The organism is Mucilaginibacter gossypii, assembly GCF_017569325.2.
GTDB classification, from domain to species: Bacteria; Bacteroidota; Bacteroidia; order Sphingobacteriales; family Sphingobacteriaceae; genus Mucilaginibacter; species Mucilaginibacter gossypii.
This window is the reverse complement of the sequence record NZ_CP071878.2, coordinates 3674522-3693145: the sequence shown is the minus strand read 5'-3', so window position 1 is coordinate 3693145 and position 18624 is coordinate 3674522. Positions and strand designations below refer to the sequence as shown.

The 18624-nt window shown below is 42.6% G+C and carries 16 protein-coding genes; 4 read left to right on the top strand and 12 right to left on the bottom strand.

Annotated features, from left to right (window positions below; all coding sequences use genetic code 11):
- Positions 1-13: 13 nt before the first annotated feature.
- Entirely contained in the window at positions 14-976 is a 963-nt protein-coding gene (locus tag J3L18_RS15595; protein ID WP_129569406.1) for an MBL fold metallo-hydrolase, read from the bottom strand.
- Between the two features lie 347 nt (positions 977-1323).
- On the bottom strand, positions 1324-2418 hold the full coding sequence (locus J3L18_RS15590) for an AI-2E family transporter (RefSeq protein ID WP_091163104.1): 1095 nt from the start codon (positions 2416-2418) through the stop codon (positions 1324-1326).
- Positions 2419-2746: 328 nt separating this feature from the next.
- Between J3L18_RS15590 and J3L18_RS15585 the strand changes: the two genes are divergently transcribed.
- The gene (locus tag J3L18_RS15585) at positions 2747-2923 is read left to right on the top strand and encodes a DUF6496 domain-containing protein (protein WP_167516215.1); all 177 of its coding nucleotides are present in this window, start codon (positions 2747-2749) and stop codon (positions 2921-2923) included.
- 90 nt (positions 2924-3013) lie between these two features.
- Here J3L18_RS15585 and J3L18_RS15580 read toward each other — a convergent pair whose 3' ends face one another.
- The 3 genes from J3L18_RS15580 to J3L18_RS15570 form a co-directional block, all read right to left on the bottom strand.
- Positions 3014-3985, bottom strand: coding sequence for a Gfo/Idh/MocA family protein (locus J3L18_RS15580; RefSeq protein ID WP_129569407.1), 972 nt, complete (start codon positions 3983-3985; stop codon positions 3014-3016).
- Positions 3986-4107: 122 nt separating this feature from the next.
- On the bottom strand, positions 4108-5100 hold the full coding sequence (gene mgrA, locus J3L18_RS15575) for an L-glyceraldehyde 3-phosphate reductase (protein WP_129569408.1): 993 nt from the start codon (positions 5098-5100) through the stop codon (positions 4108-4110).
- A gap of 80 nt (positions 5101-5180) precedes the next feature.
- Positions 5181-5528 (bottom strand): winged helix-turn-helix transcriptional regulator, encoded by a 348-nt coding sequence (locus tag J3L18_RS15570; RefSeq protein WP_129569409.1) that lies wholly within the window; start codon positions 5526-5528, stop codon positions 5181-5183.
- A 106-nt stretch (positions 5529-5634) separates the two neighbouring features.
- Between J3L18_RS15570 and J3L18_RS15565 the strand changes: the two genes are divergently transcribed.
- Positions 5635-6153 carry a lipocalin-like domain-containing protein gene (locus J3L18_RS15565; RefSeq protein ID WP_129569410.1) on the top strand — a complete coding sequence of 173 codons (519 nt, stop codon included), beginning with the start codon at positions 5635-5637 and terminating at the stop codon, positions 6151-6153.
- 96 nt (positions 6154-6249) lie between these two features.
- On the opposite strand, the gene J3L18_RS15560 is transcribed toward J3L18_RS15565, so the two are convergent.
- The 7 genes from J3L18_RS15560 to J3L18_RS15530 form a co-directional block, all read right to left on the bottom strand.
- On the bottom strand, positions 6250-7560 hold the full coding sequence (locus J3L18_RS15560; RefSeq protein WP_129569411.1) for a bifunctional folylpolyglutamate synthase/dihydrofolate synthase: 1311 nt from the start codon (positions 7558-7560) through the stop codon (positions 6250-6252).
- Positions 7561-7705: 145 nt separating this feature from the next.
- Positions 7706-8524 (bottom strand): energy transducer TonB, encoded by an 819-nt coding sequence (locus J3L18_RS15555; protein WP_090523406.1) that lies wholly within the window; start codon positions 8522-8524, stop codon positions 7706-7708.
- 237 nt (positions 8525-8761) lie between these two features.
- On the bottom strand, positions 8762-9163 hold the full coding sequence (locus J3L18_RS15550; RefSeq protein WP_090523411.1) for an ExbD/TolR family protein: 402 nt from the start codon (positions 9161-9163) through the stop codon (positions 8762-8764).
- Positions 9160-9873: a MotA/TolQ/ExbB proton channel family protein gene (locus tag J3L18_RS15545; protein ID WP_091163111.1), complete on the bottom strand. Its 714-nt coding sequence runs from the start codon at positions 9871-9873 to the stop codon at positions 9160-9162. The genes J3L18_RS15550 and J3L18_RS15545 overlap by 4 nt, the downstream gene beginning before the upstream one ends.
- Complete coding sequence (locus J3L18_RS15540; protein ID WP_129569412.1) at positions 9870-10937, bottom strand: HU domain-containing protein; 1068 nt, start codon at positions 10935-10937, stop codon at positions 9870-9872. The genes J3L18_RS15545 and J3L18_RS15540 overlap by 4 nt, the downstream gene beginning before the upstream one ends.
- A gap of 40 nt (positions 10938-10977) precedes the next feature.
- On the bottom strand, positions 10978-12849 hold the full coding sequence (locus J3L18_RS15535; RefSeq protein WP_129569413.1) for a porin family protein: 1872 nt from the start codon (positions 12847-12849) through the stop codon (positions 10978-10980).
- A 28-nt stretch (positions 12850-12877) separates the two neighbouring features.
- Entirely contained in the window at positions 12878-15970 is a 3093-nt protein-coding gene (locus tag J3L18_RS15530; RefSeq protein WP_129569414.1) for a tetratricopeptide repeat protein, read from the bottom strand.
- 271 nt (positions 15971-16241) lie between these two features.
- On the opposite strand from J3L18_RS15530, the gene J3L18_RS15525 reads away from it, so the two are divergent.
- Positions 16242-17339, top strand: coding sequence for a hypothetical protein (locus tag J3L18_RS15525; RefSeq protein ID WP_129569415.1), 1098 nt, complete (start codon positions 16242-16244; stop codon positions 17337-17339).
- Between the two features lie 187 nt (positions 17340-17526).
- Positions 17527-18561, top strand: coding sequence for a LacI family DNA-binding transcriptional regulator (locus tag J3L18_RS15520; protein WP_091163115.1), 1035 nt, complete (start codon positions 17527-17529; stop codon positions 18559-18561).
- Positions 18562-18624: the final 63 nt, after the last annotated feature.

The window sequence follows — 18624 nt, the reverse complement described above, 5'->3', positions numbered from 1 at the left end:
GGATGTTTCAGGTTTAAAAATCAAGGGCCTTTCCCTGCTGAGGATATACCAAGTTTAGGTTCAGTTTATTGGCAGCTTTTAACTGAGTTTTGATTTTGCTGATACTTGTCATTGGCGGCTTTAAATGAGTTACTACAATGTTTAAGCCTTTTATAGCATCTGTGCCGGTAAACGAAGCCAGTTTATCCATCTCGGCCATTAACCATTTTGGCGTAAGGTGACCAAACAATGTTTTATCCGGCTGCTCATTAGGGAAAGATACCTCTATTAAAATAGCCTTTAATTTTTTACTTTTTATCAGCGGAGCAGCGGCCTGCCACAGGTTTTGCATGTTGCTGCTTTTTTCTATCTCATCGGGGCCGGTATCACCTAAATAAAGCAAATAATTGTTATTGCTATTCACAAAAAAAGCAGTACTGGTTAAATTGGAATGACTGAGCGGGAAAGCCCGGACCTTAAGCTCAGTATTTTCGATGGCTGTTTCGGTGCCGGGTTCCAGTACTTTATAGTGATATTTTTTCAGTGCCGGTGTTTCACCCTGGTCGGAAAAATTGGCCCAGCTTTTCCATGAAAAATAGTGCGTCTTTATCGTTTCAATACAATCATTAAGTGCATAGATGTTTTTGGTGCTGTCCTCGGGCGAATTAATGATAAGCCCGGCAATATGGTCAAGATGTGGATGGGATATAAAATAGCCTTTAATATACTGCCTGAGCACAGCATTGCCGGGTACATTAAAGCTTTTACACGTTACAGCTTTTTCAATTCCATAATGTATTGTGCCTGCATCAAGGCAGATGTAATTATTGCTGCCTGTGGGTGCGAGCATATAGGCCGATAGGTTACTTTCATCAATACCTCCCAGTACACCTAAGGGTACCAGCCTGAAAGTTGAGGCCTTTGGAGTTTGTGCAACCAAAATTACAGGAAAAAGGAAAATATATAAAAATGGCAGTAATTTATACTTGAGGTTCATTTCAGGCAGATTTAGCTTTAGTATGCTACGCTACTAAATTAAGGATATGCATAAATAATTAAAGTAAAATGCCGCCTGTTTTTATGAACAGTCACATTACATAACGCGTTTTAAGGCATCGTTCACAAAAAAATTTGCGAACAGGAAGCCAAAACAGGGTGATTTTTAATAACAGGCCGCGCTTACGCCTGGTTTTTAAAGGCTCATTACATTTTTTACACCTGTAAATAGTGCGTGGCGTATATCTTACAATTTCCATTGTTAGGGGGAGCAACAGTTTCTGCAAAATTAAAGTTCAGTGTATTTAAACGAAAGGTTACAGGTTTGGGTTTGCCTTTTTTGAGAATTTATTCTGTTTTCATGGTCTTCGCAGCAGGTTTTTTATATTCATAATCGCCACCTAACAGATACCCCCACGGTTTAAGTGTTTCAATGCGGTCAAATATGATCTTGAATATAGCAATAACAGGAATAGAAAGGAACATGCCCGAAAGGCCCCAGATCATTTCGCCTAAAATAATGCCTATGAAAGAGATGAGGGCATTGAGCCTAACCTTTGAACCAACTATAGTGGGCAGCAAAAAATTAGCATCAACTGCGTGAATGCCTATAACACTAACAGCCACCGCTACAGTGTTACTGATACTGCCTGTAGCAAAAGTTATAACAGTACTTAAAAGCAAGGCAGTGAAGATCCCGATGTATGGAATAATATTGAAAAGACCGACTATAATGCCCAGCAAAGCGGCATATTTTATACCTATCATCCAAAAAACAGTAATGGCTACGCCGGCAACTATTACCATCTCCAGCAGCAGGCCTAAAATGTATTGCCTCAAAATGCTTTGAATATTTTCAACGATATCCATTACTACATGCTCGTTTTCGTCCCTGAAAACCCATACTATAAAACGAATGAGCAAACGCCTGTATAACAGTATAAAAAAGGTGAAGATCATGATGAATACATAAAACAGCATGATTGATGAGATGGCCCCAAAAGTAGTGCCCAGTACATCAGTGCCCGACTCCATGAGTTTTTTGGCGGTGTCATCAACATAGGCCATCTGTTTGGCGGCGTTAACATGAAACGCATGTTGGATCCATTCCTGCAGGTCCCGTATGGATTGTGTAACCTGTTTTTTAAGCATTGGCCAGTCGTTAGCCATGTTTGAGATCTGTGACCCTACCAGGTAGAGGATCCCCCCAACAACACCAACCAATAATAATATAGAAACCAGCGATGCCATACTGCGGGGTAATCTCAGCTTATTTTCCAGAAAATTACAAACGGGAAGCAACAGTATGGCGAAAATAAAACCAAAGATCATGGGATCAAGCAGATCCTTGCCCATAATAATCAGGTAACCTAGGGCCATAAAACCAATAAGTACTAAAGCAAGACGTTCGTAAAATGGAGCGATGAGTTTTTTTGTTGGCATATGGGGCAAATGTAGGGGGATTTATGATGGCTTAACACGTAATTACTTCAGAAGTTTGAAGATAAGTAATAATCGGGAACAGACAGGATGAAAAATGCGAAAGGTTTAAATCATGCCGGATTGAGCAGCAGTTGTAGTTTTAAGTAGCAGCAGGACAGTTGGTGTACTTGCTATTACAGTCGTTAAAGCTGTTACCATATGCTGCAACTGCCGCGCAATAACTGCTACTAAAATTGTCGCTGTTATTATTAAAAGAACTACTACTGATTTTTATGTTTTGGCAAATATTTTGCATTGTAATATTATCATTTACTTAAAAAGTAACATTATGGCAAAGTATTCAGAAAAAGCCGGAGAGAAGGTTGAGAAAACCATGCACGAAATGAAGGAAGGCAAGCTGAAAAGCGGCAGCGGCAAAAAAGTAACCAGCAAAAAGCAGGCAGTAGCTATAGGCCTTTCAGAAGCGCGAAAAGAAGGTGCCAAAGTGCCTAAGAAGAAAAGTTAATGGTTAGTTATAAACCGGAAAGAATTTCGGCACCTGTCGAAGTTTGATGAATTTAAACACCATACTTCGACAGGTTTTGGCCTGATTTTTTTACTTCTTTAATGTAAACGCGTCGATGATATCCATCAGCGTTACAGCTTCATCAATGGAGCAGGGGTTAGGCCCTTCGCCATTAAAGTAAGCTACTATTTTGGTTATGAAAGGCTGCTGGATATGTTCGGGATGAGTGAAAGTTAGGGTGTCTTCTTCACTATCAGTTTTCCAATTGATGTAATTGCCAAAAAACGGGAAGGTGATTTTTCCTTTTGTGCCGATGATCTCGCAGGTATCGGTGGTTTCACTTTCGGCTACATTAAAACACCAGGAACCGTTAACCACTACTTTATTTTTAAATAAGATCTGCCCGCAAACATGATCGTCGGCAGGTGTTGAGTTTGATTGATTGAGCGAAAAACCATGATACATTTCAGGCTTGCCGAAATAATACAGCATCAAATCGAGCTGATGCGGGGCAAGATCATGGAAGTAGCCGCCGCCTGATAATTCGGGCTGTACACGCCAGTTGCTTTCCACGTCGGCAATCAAAGTTGGTTTGCGGCTTTGCCACATCCTGATCTGCACGGTACGGATCTCGCCAATCAACTGCGTGTCAATTAATTCTTTAACCTTTAAAAACATAGGTAAAGCCCGGCGGTAATGGGCAACCGTAAGTTTTGAACTGCTTTCCTTCACAGCCGCTGCCATAGCCCTTGCTTCGGCCGAATTACGGGTGACCGGTTTCTCGACATAAACGTTTAACCCTTTTTTTAATGCGGTAAGTGCATAATCGAGATGAGACGCGGGAGGGGTGGCTATGTAGATCGCGTTTAGCTCCTGGTCGTTCAGTAATTCGCTGGCGTCGCTGTACCATTTGCCTACACCATGGCGTGCAGCATAATCGGCCGCTTTTTCTGCATCGCGGCGCATAACGGCCGTAAGATTACTTCCCGCCACTTTTTTAAATGCAGGCCCGCTCTTTTTTTCAGTTACGTTGCCGCAACCTATAATACCCCAGTTTATCATTGTTAGCCCCTCTAAATCTCCCCTAGAGGGGAGACTTTAATTTTTATTTAAGGAAAGATATTAAAATTACTTGTCGAAAAGAATAGAAATTGGCGCTCCACCATAGTTCCCCCTTTAGGGGGTTAGGGGGCCAAAATTTCTTCTATCCTTGCTAACTCCTCTGCCGAAAACCGCAGGTTATCCAAAGCTTTTAATGAATCGGATAATTGTTCGGGCCTGCTTGCGCCTATCAATACAGATGTTACGCGCTCATCTTTCAGGATCCAGGCCAGTGCCATTTGGGCCAGCGACTGTCCCCGTTGTATTGCCAGGTTGTTCAACTCCCTGATTTGCCTTAGGCGTTCGTTCGTTATATGACTTTTTTGAAGGAAACCGGTCGGTCGGGCAGCCCTTGAATCTTCGGGGATGCCATGAAGGTATTTATCCGTCAATAAACCTTGCGCCAGTGGTGAAAAGGGGATACAGCCTACGCCTTCGTTACCTAAAACATTCAGCAAACCGCCTTCAACCCAACGTTCAAACATGGAGTATTTAGGCTGATGGATAAGGCACGGTGTGCCAAGCTCTTTGAGTATTTTGATAGCTTTCGAGGCCAGTTCGGCAGGATAGTTGGAAACACCAACATACAAAGCTTTTCCCTGGCGAACAATGAGATCCAACGCAGCCATGGTTTCCTCAAGCGGTGTGTTTGGATCGGGACGGTGATGATAAAAAATATCCACATAATCAAGCCCCATGCGTTTAAGGCTTTGATCGAGACTGGCTACCAGGTATTTTTTCGAGCCCCAGTCACCATACGGGCCCGGCCACATAGTGTAACCGGCTTTGCTTGATATAATAAGTTCGTCGCGGTAATCGCGGAAATCTTCTTTCAGGATCTTTCCAAAATTCTCTTCGGCCGAGCCGGGAGGCGGGCCATAATTGTTGGCCAGGTCAAAATGGGTAATGCCGCTGTCGAAAGCGAGATGCAATATCTTACGGTAATTATCAGCAACATCAACGTGACCGAAATTATGCCAAAGGCCTAATGAAATAGCCGGAAGTTTGATGCCACTGTTGCCACAGCGGCGATATTGCATTGTTTGGTACCTATCGGCAGATGCTATATATGTCATATTTTTAGGTAAGGATCGGGCCGTAAAAATAGAACTTTAGGTAGATTAATAAAGGTATTTTTGACTTTACTGAAATTAAATTATGGCATGGCTACTATATCATTAACCTGCATCTGATGTTTGGCCCAATCGCGTAGTAACTGTAAAAAAGGGAGTAATTCCCGGCCTGTATCGGTAAGGGTATATTCAACCCTTGGAGGTACTTCAACATGCACCTGCCGAACGATGAGGCAATCATCTTCCAGCTCACGCAGGGCCTGGGTAAGCATTTTAGAGGTTACTCCTGTTACAGTGCGCCGTAACTCGCCATAACGCATGGTGCCATTGCGTAAACGCCACAGTATGCGACCTTTATATTTGCCGCCTATCCGCTGAAAAGCGTAGTCGATACCACATCTTGGAGCCTCGTGTTTTGATTTTTTATCCATCAATTTTAAATAATATAACTGATTTATAGCATGGTAACTTTTTAGTAATCAGGCTACTTTTTTGTGCCTTATTGCTAATGGAATATAGCAAATATAACTTTGCTGCATGAAATATAAATCGCTTTTGATCCTGATGCTGTTTACCATATGTACGGCATCGGCACAGAACAAACCCTCTGTTCATAATTTGACCGGAACCTATGAATTGGTAACAGTTGATAATATTGCTGCCGACGGTAGTCGCACCCATCTTTACGGTGATTCGCCGAAGGGGATCTTTGTAATTGATGCCATGGGGCATTACGCTTTACAGATCTACAGTGAAGGCCGGTTAAAATTTGCATCGGGTGATAAAGCTAAGGGTACCGACGAAGAGAACCAAGCAGCGATAAAAGGGTGTAACGCTCATTATGGTACCTATAAAGTTGAAGAGAATAATATCATTTTCAATATAGAACATGCATCATTCCCAAACTGGGAGGGCACACAGCAAAAACGCCCTTTTACAATTTCGGGCGATATTTTTAAGTACATTGTACCTGCGCCAACTACCGGTGGAGCGATAACAGGGGAGGTGGTTTGGAAGAAACTGTCTGAATCAGAATTTACAGGATTTAAGAATTAACAGCGTGTTTTACTTCAAACCCAGATTTAAATGGTTGAAGTAACAGGAACCTGTCCTATTTCTACATCAAAATTTTGAAAATCTTAAAATTCTGATTCAGACAACCTCAGCCACCACAAAAGTGCTGCCGCCTACAAAAACAAGATCATCATTAGCTGCATTTTTTTGTGCTAATAGCAATGCCTCTTTTACAGAAAGGTAGGCTTCACCAATTAAACCATGAGCCCCCGCCTGTGCTTTCATGCTTTCAGCGTCCAGGCCTCTTGGAATGTCTGGTTTGCAGAAATAATAAGTAGCATCTTTAGGCAGCAGTGATAACACTTTGCCGGTGTCTTTATCATTTACCATCCCGATAACCATGTGCAGATGTTTGTAATGAACAGAAGCAACATTTTTCATCACTTCCTCAATGCCATCGGGGTTATGCCCTGTATCGCAAATGGTAAGCGGGTTATGGCTTAAGGTTTCCCAGCGGCCATGTAAGCCGGTGAGGTTTTTGACCTGCCTTAAGGCTGTTTTGAGGTGCTCACCGGTAATTACAAAACCCTGCTCGCGTAATTCATCAACGGCAGATAAAACGGTTTTTACATTTTTAAGCTGATAGGTACCGGGGAGATCAAGTGCTAAGTTGTAACCCTTAAATTCAAAGTTCTTACTTTGGATGCGCAGTTCCAATAATTCGGCATCACCTTTCGCCTTTTGCCTTTCACCTTTCACTTTTTCAACAACCCACTCTACTGATGCAAACCGAATGTTGCTGTTAGTTTGCGCAGCTTTATCGATAAACACGTTTGATACCTCCGGTTGTTGTTCACCAATGATCACCGGGATGCCCTGTTTGATGATGCCTGCCTTTTCGCCGGCTATAAGTTGCAGGGTATCGCCAAGCATGTTCATGTGATCCCAACCTATATTGGTAATTACCGAGAGGAGAGGAGTGATCACATTTGTTGAATCCAGCCGGCCGCCCAAACCTACCTCAATAACGGCGATATCTACCTTTTCTTTGGCGAAAACATCAAAGGCAAGAGCAACGGTCATCTCAAAAAAGGAGGGGGCTATTTCATCAAAATCGGCCCTGTGATCTTCAACAAAGTCAACTACAGTTTGCTCGCTGATCATTTGTCCGTTAATGCGGATCCGCTCGCGAAAATCTTTGAGATGGGGTGAGGTATAGAGCCCTGTTTTGTAACCGGCAGTTTGTAAAATGGCGGCCAGCATGTGCGATGTTGATCCTTTGCCATTAGTGCCGCCTACGTGCACACTTCTAAATTTATGCTGCGGATTATCCAACCGCCTGCAAAGCTCGAGCGTATTGGTAAGGTCTTTCTTAAATGCCGAAGCCCCGTCCCGTGTAAACATGGGAAGCTGGGTATAGAGGTACTGTAGGGTTTGTTCGTAGTTCATGGTTCATGGTTCATGGTTCATGGTTTGAACCACTACTTTACGAGGCAAAAATAGTACTGAAGCTTACTAAAAGACAACGGGTAAATGTAATATTATTTCGACATCGCTATAAACCATGAACTGTGATCCATTCGCTTTTCCCGAATTAATTTACTTTAAACACAAAAACAACGGTACCCTGTTGCTGATCGGGGGCGTTATCAAGCGGGTTAAGTTTGGAATTTTTTACAGCATCTTCGCATTTTTGAAGCAAGCCGGCATCTGATATGGTGGTACCACGAGCACCAGCACGGGCATACGTAACGTTGCCATCTTTGTCAACCCTGATATCAACTACAATTTTACCGCTTTGGCGGTTGTCGTCACTTACAGAGGGTCGGCTCACAAAGTTACGCTGTGCCATATTCAGGCTGCCGCCATTACCCGATCCTGTACCATTATAGTTATTGGTGAGTGTAGTACCCGTAGTTTTACCCTGATTGCCCGGAGTTTTGCCTGTGCCATCACCTTCACCGGTACCGGTTGATGCTTTGCCTTTGTACAAAGCATTTTGGTTAACGGTAGGTTTTGCCGGCGGTGTTTTTACCGGTGGAGTAGGGGCAACATTTTGACTTGGTTTTTTAGTAGGCGCGGCCACCTCTGGGGCATCCTCGTTATTTTGGGTAACTACCGTTTTTTCGCTGCTTTCGGGCGTTGGTTTTTCTTCGGTGGGTTTACTTTCGGTAACTTTATCCGGTTTAGTATGGTTGGCTTTTTCTGCTACCGAAGGTTCTTCGGTGCTCATGTAATCATCGCCCATACCTTCATCAACCGTACCGTAGTTTACCAATATGCCGCCTGTTCCGTTCTCTTCAACCGGCGGATTTTTGAATACGATAAAATAACATGCCGCTATCAGCACAGCCATAATAATGCCTGTTGCTATAAATGCTTTCGGATAGTTATTTTCTTCCCTGTACTCCATTTTTATAATTAGTGCAATTTTTTAATTAGCAGTATTTTCTTAGCTGCAGTTCTTAGTTGCAGTGACAGTAGCGAGTAGCACTTTTTTATTCTTATCAGTAATCTGTTAAAACTGCTGCTAAAAACTGCAACTGCTACTTAAAGAACAACTGCTACTAAAAAGAGTGGCAGTTTGTTTAAAAGATTACGGTAACTTACTGCAATAATCTACTATAAACTTTAAACTCAACTGCCACGGTTATCCCTTAGGTTCTGTCGCCAAAACCAGTTTAATGTTCAACTTTTGTGCTACGTCCATTACCTGTACCACATCCTGTATGGCTACAGTTTTATCAACATATAAAACTATGGTAAGTTCGGTAGCCAGGGTTTTGTAACCCGCCAGTGTAGTTTGCAGGGCATCCACCGGGATCTCCTTTTTATCCACGTAGTATTTCAGGTCTTTGGTTACGGAAACAGTTATGGTTTTTTTAGATACCGACTGCCCTGTTGATGACTTAGGAAGCACCAACTTAATAACGTTAGGGTTGGTAACTGTTGATGCTATAAGGAAAAACAGCAGCAGAAAAAACATAATATCGTTCATTGCCGACGTATGTACTTCTGCCGATGCGCCCCTGTGTCGTTTTCTTAAATTCATTTGCTCGGCTCCTCTAACAGGTCAATAAATTCAATAGCATCGGTTTCCAGCTTTAGGATCACCTTATCAACCATCATATTTAAAACGTGGTAGCACACATAAGCTACGATACCTACAAACAAACCTGCGGCTGATGTTACCATTTTTACGTATAAACCGCCAGAGATTACACCCATGCTGATGTTATCGGTTTTTGAGATATCATAAAAAATCTTGATTACACCGGCAATAGTACCAAGGAAACCAAACATCGGTGCTATACCGGCTACGATACCTAAAATACCAATGTTTTTTTCCAGTTTCGATACCTCAAGCTTACCAACGTTTTCAATAGCCCCTTCGATATCTTTTATAGGGCGACCAATGCGCAATAAGCCTTTTTGCAGCATGCGCCCAAGTGGTGTGTTGTTGTTACGGCAAATAGCAATGGCCGATTCCAAATTGCCCGAGTGGATACTTGAACGTACCTGTACCATCAGGTTTGATTCATCACGAGATGCTTTACGGATAGTAAAGTAACGTTCAAAAAATATTACCAGCCCCAGTACAGCTAAAATACCTATCGGGATCATTACCCAGCCACCCTTGATCAACAGGTCGCCAAAGCGAAGTTCTTCAGTTGGCAGTGCTGCGGTTGTTACGGCGTGGTTTGCGGTATCTGCCAGGTGTTTGGCGGTATCTGTAATTTGCTGAATTAATAATAAAGTCATTTCGTGGAATCAGTAATTTGTTTTGAGTATGTGTCTTTAGTTATTTTTCCTTGTGATATGAGTTTTTTTCTCACGGCTTCTGCTTCCCCAGATGAGGAAAACCCTCCAATTATGATCTTGATCCGCGGACCGGTTCCAGGTCCTTTCAGCAGGCGGGCGTCAATTCCCTTGCTTTTATAATCTTTAACGGCCTCATTGCTTTTGGTTACCGTTTTAAACGATCCTAAAAATATCGCAAACTCAGGTTGTGCTACGGTATCTGTTTTAGCTGTTGGTTTATTTAACGCTTCAACAGGTTTAGAAATTGTCTTTGTCGTATCAGCAACCGTTGGAGTGGAATCCTTTTGGATACTATCCGGCTTAATTACGGGAGCAGCTTTGGGCTTTTCAACCTTTGGTTGTTCTTCAGGGCTGCCATTGTTAAGATGTAATAGTGCGGGGTTATATTTATATACGCCAAAAGCTGCTGCGGCAAGTACAACCACTGCAATTACTATTATAACCCAAATACTGATACCACGCTTAACTTCTGGTTCATCATCAATATACTCAGGCTGCTCAACAACGGCCGCGGCTGTCGGCGGAGGTGTATAGGTTTGCTGTAAAGGGATGGCCGTAGGCAAGGGCGGCGGCGGAGGTGTAGGGGGCACGTAGTTAACCTTATTAATGGTTACCGGAGTAAGGCCAAAAAACAAAGGATCGCTGCCCGGCGCCTGTTCCTGCGGCCTGAAAGCGATTTTGCCTTCCTGCATGTAAAACCAGCCTAATTGGGCAAAAGGTACTTCATGCAGCGCCAGTTCCTGCTTAAGGCTGTTAATGTATTTTTCGGTGAAATATTTGGATGATGCCAGCGAGATTTTTTTCTTTTCGGCGATATGGCGTGTCAGGACCTCATCGTCTTTAATCTCCTGGTCAAAATGCAGTTCATGACCGGGCGGATAAAAAGTTGCCTGTACATCATCATAATAGCCATTTACACGCAGGCGCGAAAAGCAGCCCAAGCCAGGTACACTTATTTCGGTGTACCGACCGAGTAGTTCGCTTAAATAATTGGCTATATCCATCCGGTAAAAATACGGTTAATTTTAAAACATCAAACAGGACTTAAAACGAGTACCCTACGCCGCCAAAGATATTAAATCCGTAGTTAGAGTAGTATAACCAATTTTGATACGAACTGCTCAGGATATTGTTAGCCTGCGCAAATACCGAAAACTTGCTGTTTATCCTGTATTCTACGCTGCCGCTCAGGTCGCCAAAGCCCTTAATAGGCTGTTTAATCTGGTTGTAAACCGGGCTTCCCGGGGTAGAAGTTGGTGCCAATACCAATAACCTGTCGGTTGTTGAGCCGCGGATAAGTAACGAGCCTGTAACAGTCAATTTGCTGTCGATATGTATTGCAGTACCTGCAGTTAATAAAAATTTAGGCAAATTCCATGGCTCACTTTCTTTAGCCATTTGATAGTCTTTTATTTCAACGCGACCGAAAATGTTAAAATCGTCTGTTGCTTTAAAATCCAGCTCGCCGTTAAAGCCGTTTACGCGTGTTTTGCCATCATCATAAATAACAGTGAATTTGTTGCCTTCGGCGTTGAAGTTACTCACCATTAAAGGCATGTTTTTAATACTGTTGCGATACACGGCAGCTTTGAAGCTTAAGCCCGGAGCAAGCGTACCTTTTAAACCGGCACTGATATCCAGCTGATCAACCGAGTTTTTGATGTTGATGTTTTGGCCAAGGAATGGATTGATCATGGCAAAATCGTGCAGTGAAGAGCGGTTAACATCACCTTTGGCTTCCACAAACAGCCGTACATATTTAGGTACCACCTGTACCTCAAGCTTTGCTGCCGGGAAAATGTAAAACTTGCCAAAGTCGCCAAACTCTTTCACAATGTTAACTCCCGCGTCTATCTTGTAGTTAGTACCCTGAAATTTGATGTAGGGGTTAACCCTTGCAATGTTATTACCAAGACTGTATAGACTGTCTTTTTGACTGGCCAGGTCTAACGAAGCGCTTAAGCCTGCATAAAACTGCTTAACAGTTTGATTTAGAAAGCCTGAAATAACTACATTGTTTTCACGTGCCTGGTAAGCATTGCTAAATGCGTATCCTTTTAACTTTACAGCATAGGTAAAGTCGTTTTCAACGTCTTTGTAATTCTTTGCCAGTTCAACCTCGCCGCTTATGGTATTGAAGTGCTGTTTTGTCGGCACAAAATTGTTGTCGGGAGCATCCTGGTTGTAACCGTAAAAATAGGTGCCTAAACGATTGTAGTTGATGCGGCCTGAGATATTGTTATCGCCAATGATACTTTTACCGAAAACACCAACGTCATCGCGGCTTTGGGTTTGTTTTTGCAGTGAGCCAGATTGTGACAAATGTTTTATGAAACCGCCAAATTGTAAAGCCTCATCCCGACCGTTGGCAAAATAGCCTTCGCCATAAATGGTTTTCAGGTTGCCAAAACCAACTTTAGCAAAGTTGTTGGTTAAAACAGAATCCTGTTCTGCAGGCCTTTTCATTGGGTCAAGCTGCCTGATCTCGGAGTTTTGCTCCTGGCGTTTATCAAGCGGTGCATAGGTTAGAGGTGCTTTAAAGGGCACTTTATCTTCCAAATCGGGATTACGACGAATTTTTACTGCATCGGCAAGTACCGGTTTATATGCTGTGGTTACAACAATTTCTTCAGATAAGCTGCCGCCATTGGCAGCGTTATTAGGGTTATTGCCTCCACCTTTTTTTGTTGTATCCTGTGCAGTTTTTGCAGCAGCATCGCCTAAACTTTTACTATCGGTAGCTTTTTTAGCTATAGGTTTTGGCGCGGCCTTTTTAGGAGCCGGTTTAACGACAGTTTTTTTTGTCGCAGTTTTTACTGTTGTTTTTTTGGTAGATTTCTTTGTTTGTGCCTGGGCAGGAACAAAGTATAATGCTATTATTAAGGTAAGCAGCGTATATGTGTATCTTGAGTTCATTGCTTGTCTTTTTTTATATTACTCTTTGTTACTGTTTGTTAGTTGTATCGGGCTGGGCAGTTTCTTTGGTGCCTGCGGCAGGGGCTTTGGTTTTGCGGCCGCTCAGTTTATCCAGCTTTTCTTTAGCAGTAGGTAATATGTCGTCATCGGCTTTATAGTTATCAATGATACTTTGCAGGGTTGCTTTTGCCTGGAAGGTATCTTTTAAGCCCACATAGGTGTCAGATAACAAAATGTATGTTTTGGCTACCCAGTAATCGTAGTTTGGCATTTCCTTGGCCAGGTCAAAACACATTTTTTGCGCTGTTTTGTAACGGCCTTTTTCATACTCAATAAGGGCAAGGTTGTAACGGGCTTCGGCAGCAGCAACGGTTTTAGTGTTGGTTGCAGTATAGGTGAACTGCTTAACAGCAATGGCGGTATCGCCGGTTGCGAGGTAAGCTTTACCCTCGTAAAGACCGGTTTTAAATTTATCTTCCTGCGATGTTTTATCATTGGTTTTAACAAGCTCTGCGTATTTGATAGCGTCGTCGGTCATTAACATTTCCGAGTAGCAGTACATCAGGTTGGTGATGGCAAAAGTATAGTCGGCCTTATATTCGGAGTTGGTTTCCAGGCGTTTCAGGAACACTACGGCTTCGTTATATTTCTTTTGCTGCATGTATAATTTAGCCATGCTGATCAATGCTTTTTCGCTGTAGGCGCTGGTCCAGTCATTAAGGATCACATTGTAGTCAACAACGGCTTCGTCTGTGCGGCCTAATGCAGCTAAACCTTGCGCGCGGATAAAGCGTGCCTGTTTTTCGTAGATCTGTTTGCCTGGGAACTTATCGAAATAAGCGTTTACCGCGCTTACAGTACCCTGCCAGTCGCCTTTAAGGTAAAGGTTGTTGGCTGCGGTTATCATGATGCTTTCCTGGTCAGACGTGGTATAGTTACCAATAGGGGTGGTACCAGCATAATTGATGAATGTTTGGGCATCGCCTTTATCGGTATAGATCTTTTCAATCTGTTTTAAAGATTGTTTTGCCTCATCGGTTGATGAGTAATCCTGTACTACTTTTTTAAATGATTCAACAGCAAGGTCATCATTGCCTGCGTTATAATCTATCAAACCAATGGTAACCAGCGCACGCGGTACATAACTGCTGCGCGGATATTTCTGGATCATGGCATTCAGATCGGTTTTAGCTTTATCTCCGTCTGTTTTCAGGAAATAGGTGTAGGCAATCTCAAAAGATGCATCATCGGCATAATCTGAGTTAGGGAACTTGTTCAGCACATCATTAAGGGTACTGATCTTAGTATCTAACGAGCCTTGTAACCCCTGGATCATACCACGCTGAAATAAGGCGTAATCTTCGCCCTGGTTGTGCATGGCTATAATGCGGTTGTAGTAGTTCATGGCATTGCCGTAGCTTTTCATTACAAAGTAGCTATCGGCCAGGCGGGTGATGGCATCATTTTGGGTATTAACGTCTTTAACATCACCCTGTAAAAACTTCTCAAAGTAGTTGGCTGCTTTTTTATACTGCTCATCGCCAAAAGCTGCATAAGCTAAAGCATAGTTGGCGTAGTTAGAAACATCAGTTTCCTTAGCTTCAGGCATGCTCAGGAATTTCTCAAAATTCTCTACCGATTCGCCGTATTTACGAACCTCGAACATGGCCTCGGCCATCCAGTAAGTAGTTAAGGCTTCAGTTTTGCTATCAACCGGATCTTTTAATGAACGAAGGAAAATACCGATGGCATTTTCAAAAGCACGCTCATTATAAAACTCCAGACCGCGGTAGTAAGTAACTTTTTGATAGGCTAAACGTGCACTCTGGCTTTTATTAGGGATGGGCTCCAGGATCTCAACAGCTTCTTTATAGCTGCGTGAGTTTAGTAATTCTTCACCCAATAATACCTTAACCTCGTCAATACGTTTTGAACGTGGGTATGTAGCCAGGTATAACCTTGTGGCACCTAAAGCTTGCAGGTTAAAATCGAGCTCGTATGATAGTTTGGCATACTCATAAAGGGCATCTTCCTGCAATTGCTTATCATAATCAAGCTTGGAAGCGTTGAGGAACGCATTACGTGCGCTCTGTTTGTTGTTCATTTTCAGGAACACATCGCCAAGGGTATAGTTACCGCTTTGACTGTAAACATCGTGTTGTTCAACCAGTTTTTCCAGTTCGCTGGCAGCTTTGGCATAGTTGCCTACTTTATAATAGGTATAACCCATTTGGTAGCTGTCCTGCGTGTTTTGGGTACGGCCCTGATCCCGGTCTTCAAAACGGCCATAATACTTCACCGCGTTGTCATAATCAGCCTTGGCAAAGTACGATGCGGCGATGATACGCAGCATTTCAGTTTCGTTTTGCTGATGTGTGCTGTTTACAATAGGAACGGCGTAGTTGAGCACATCGTCATAACGCTTATCTAAAAAGTAAACTGCCGAGATATAGTAAGGATAGCTGTTTTCGTATTTCTTTGAGTTTTTAAGCTTTTCAAAGTTTACCAAGGCAAGATGATAATCCTTGTTCAGGTAAGCGATGTAGGCAAAATAATAAGTAGCATCTTCGGTAAACTCGGTGCGTTTGTTTTTAACCTCGCCAAAAAGCAATTGGGCATTTTTGTTGTCTTTTAGCTCAAAATAGGCATAACCCTTGCGAAATTTATACTCGGTATTGTCATGGCCGTTAAGCTCGCCTGCCTCAACCTTGTTAAACCAGCGGATAGCGTCTTCATATTTACCTTGTTTAAAATACGATTTACCAATCTGGAAAAAAGCCTGTTTGGTAAGCGGATTTTCAGGGTGTTCTTTTATAAAACGGAGAAACATGCTTTCGGCATCATCATTACCCAGGTTAAGGGCGCAGAATGCTTCATAATACTGGCAGTTTTCTTTAGTGAGCGATAGCTCGGTTTCAAACTGTGGCTGGGTGCTTGTTTTAATTTTGTAAGCTTCAACCAGGCGAAATTGTTCGGCCGCCGAAGCAAACTTTCCTTTGTCCATCAAATCAATAGCCGCATGATAAGTGCGGTAAATTTGAGTGGAAGGATTTTGCTGGGCTCGTGCTGTTGTAACTAAAAATACGGGAATGAGCAGGGTGATGTATCTTGTTTTGATCATAAAGCGCATACTAACGATAGTGCGAAAATAGCTAAACCAAAAAGAGGCTTTTCACATTAGAAATTAACATTTGTGGATAACACTTCTTTTAACGAAGGTAATACTTAAGATAATATCCATGTGGAAAACTTTAAAATTGTTGAGTACTGCCGTGGTACCGGCTATGGATAATCAAAAGTAATAATTACACGTTAAACAGTGCAATTTATTTGTATTTTGAGCATTATAATACCCTGGGGGCGGCGTGCCCCATCCATTATTTTTACCAATTATGAATAGCGTTCTTAACAGAGGGGGATTGTGGTTGCCGGTTATTTTGTACATGTTGGTGTTTTGTCCGTTAAATTCAAAAGCACAAAAAACAAATGCCGAAATTGTTTTAACAAACAGGCAGTTAAATGATAAACCGAACGAATTTTATATCGCAAATGTTACTGATGAACGGCCCGACCGGAGTGCCGTCGCCTGGTTATTATCGGCCACAGGTAATTTGCCGGCAGTAAAACATGAAGTTGATTTACAGGGAGGCACAGCAACAGCTGTTAAACAATTTGCTGATAATGCTATCCCTGTTAATAAGATGTTACGCCCGGTGGTCATCCGCATTAAGAAGTTAAAGCTTACTGAAACGGCAATGGCCGATGGCAGGATAGAAGGCCGGCTTGACATACAATTGTGGTTTGAATTGAAAAAAGCTGAGGACAATGTGCATTTGATTGATTACCCGGCAGCTACAACATACTATCGCGGCGCGGGGCAACAGCACGATACCGGGGCGCTGATAAGCCGGGCCCTTGAAGCAGGACTGGTGTATTTTAACAGATGGATGAATCGTGAAGCGGGCACTAACATCAAACTGGCTAAGGGAGTAAAGTTAATTTTTACCGATTATTCGGAACAGCCGGAAGGCGATACCATCTACTACTCGGCTAAACGGCCTTTAACCTGGAATGACTTTCAGGATAAAGCCCGGGGCGAAAAGTATGTTGCCGAGGTGCAGCCAAGTTTTGGTTACACAGAACAGGTAGAAGTAGTGAAGTCGGTAGTAGTAGTGAAGATAAGCATGCGCGTGTTTTTGCCTAAAAGTGCCGCCTGGGTAAAACCGGAAGGACGTACAGACTATGCTCTAAATCATGAGCAGCGGCATTTTGATATTGTAGCGGTAATAGCCGGGCATTTTAAGAGAGCCCTTATGACCATGAAACTCCCGGTTGATAACTATGATGGCTATATTAATGTACAATACCTTGACTCTTACCGTGAAATGAATCAGCTACAAGATCAGTATGATAACGAAACCAGTCACGGTACAAACCAATACTACCAACAGGAATGGAATATGAAAATAGATGGATTTTTAAGAGATTAAGACAGGATACTCAACACGCCCGAGCCCGGGGGATAAATAGCATATAAATGAATTTAAATTCGTGGATGTCAGCATAATGTTACATGGCATAATACATCCTTATACTGTGCAGGACTTATTTTTCTTATGTTTACTCTCCTTTATATAATTGGATTGTTAATTTTAGGATCATAAGCAAGGGGGCGAAATGAATTTTGGCGGAGTTACCATAAAGGATATTGCTAAAGAGTTAGGGATCTCACCGTCAGCGGTTTCCAAGGCGCTTAAAGACAGTCATGAAATTGGCGAAAAAACTAAGGCGCTTGTACTGGAGTGTGCTAAAAGGCTTAACTATCAGCCCAATCTTAACGCTCAAAGCCTTAAACGGGGCAACAGCAAATCTATCGGCATTGTGGTTTCAACTATTGAGAACCAGTTTTTTTCGCAGGTGATCAATGGCATCGAATCAGTAGCACACAGTAAGGGATATAATGTGTTTATTACACAAACCCATGAATCGTATGAGCTTGAAATGCAAAATGTACGTCACCTGACTTTTCGCTCCATTGATGGTTTGCTGATCTCCCTCTCAACCGAAACCCAAAATATTGATCACCTGAAAAACCTGCATGAAAAAGGTTTGCCTATTGTTTTCTTTGATAGGGTAAGCGATGAAATTGATACGCATAAAGTAGTGGCCGATAATTTTGCCGGGGCATATAAAGCCACAACACAATTGCTTGAGGCAGGATACCGTAAAATAGCTCATATTACCAGTTCGGTAAACGTGTCCATTACCGCCGAACGCTTGAGGGGATACAAGGATGCACTTGAACAACATGGTATAATACCTGATGAAAAACTGATCAAGTACTGCCCGCATGGTGGTAAAGACCTTGCCGAGATCGAAAACGCGCTAAGTGAATTGTTTTCTGAAAGTAAACCCGATGCTATCTTTACAGCCTCCGACAGGATCACGACTACTACCTTGTCCCTTCTTCATAAATTAGGCTTCCGGATCCCTGCTGATATCGCTTTGCTCGGCTTCACCAATACCCAACTGGCCGAAGTTTTAAACCCGCCGCTAAGTGCTGTTTATCAGCCCGGTTTTGAAATGGGAAAAAAGGCAACCGAAATGCTGATCAGCATTATCGAGAGCAAGCGGCCTGTGACAGAGTTTGAAACTACCGTATTGCCTACCCGGGTTTTTATCCGCAGTTCCTCTCAACCGGTAAAAGCTTAATATTAAACACCTGATTGGTAATAAATGTATGCTTGACATTTGTTGTTTTTGTGAAAACTTTTA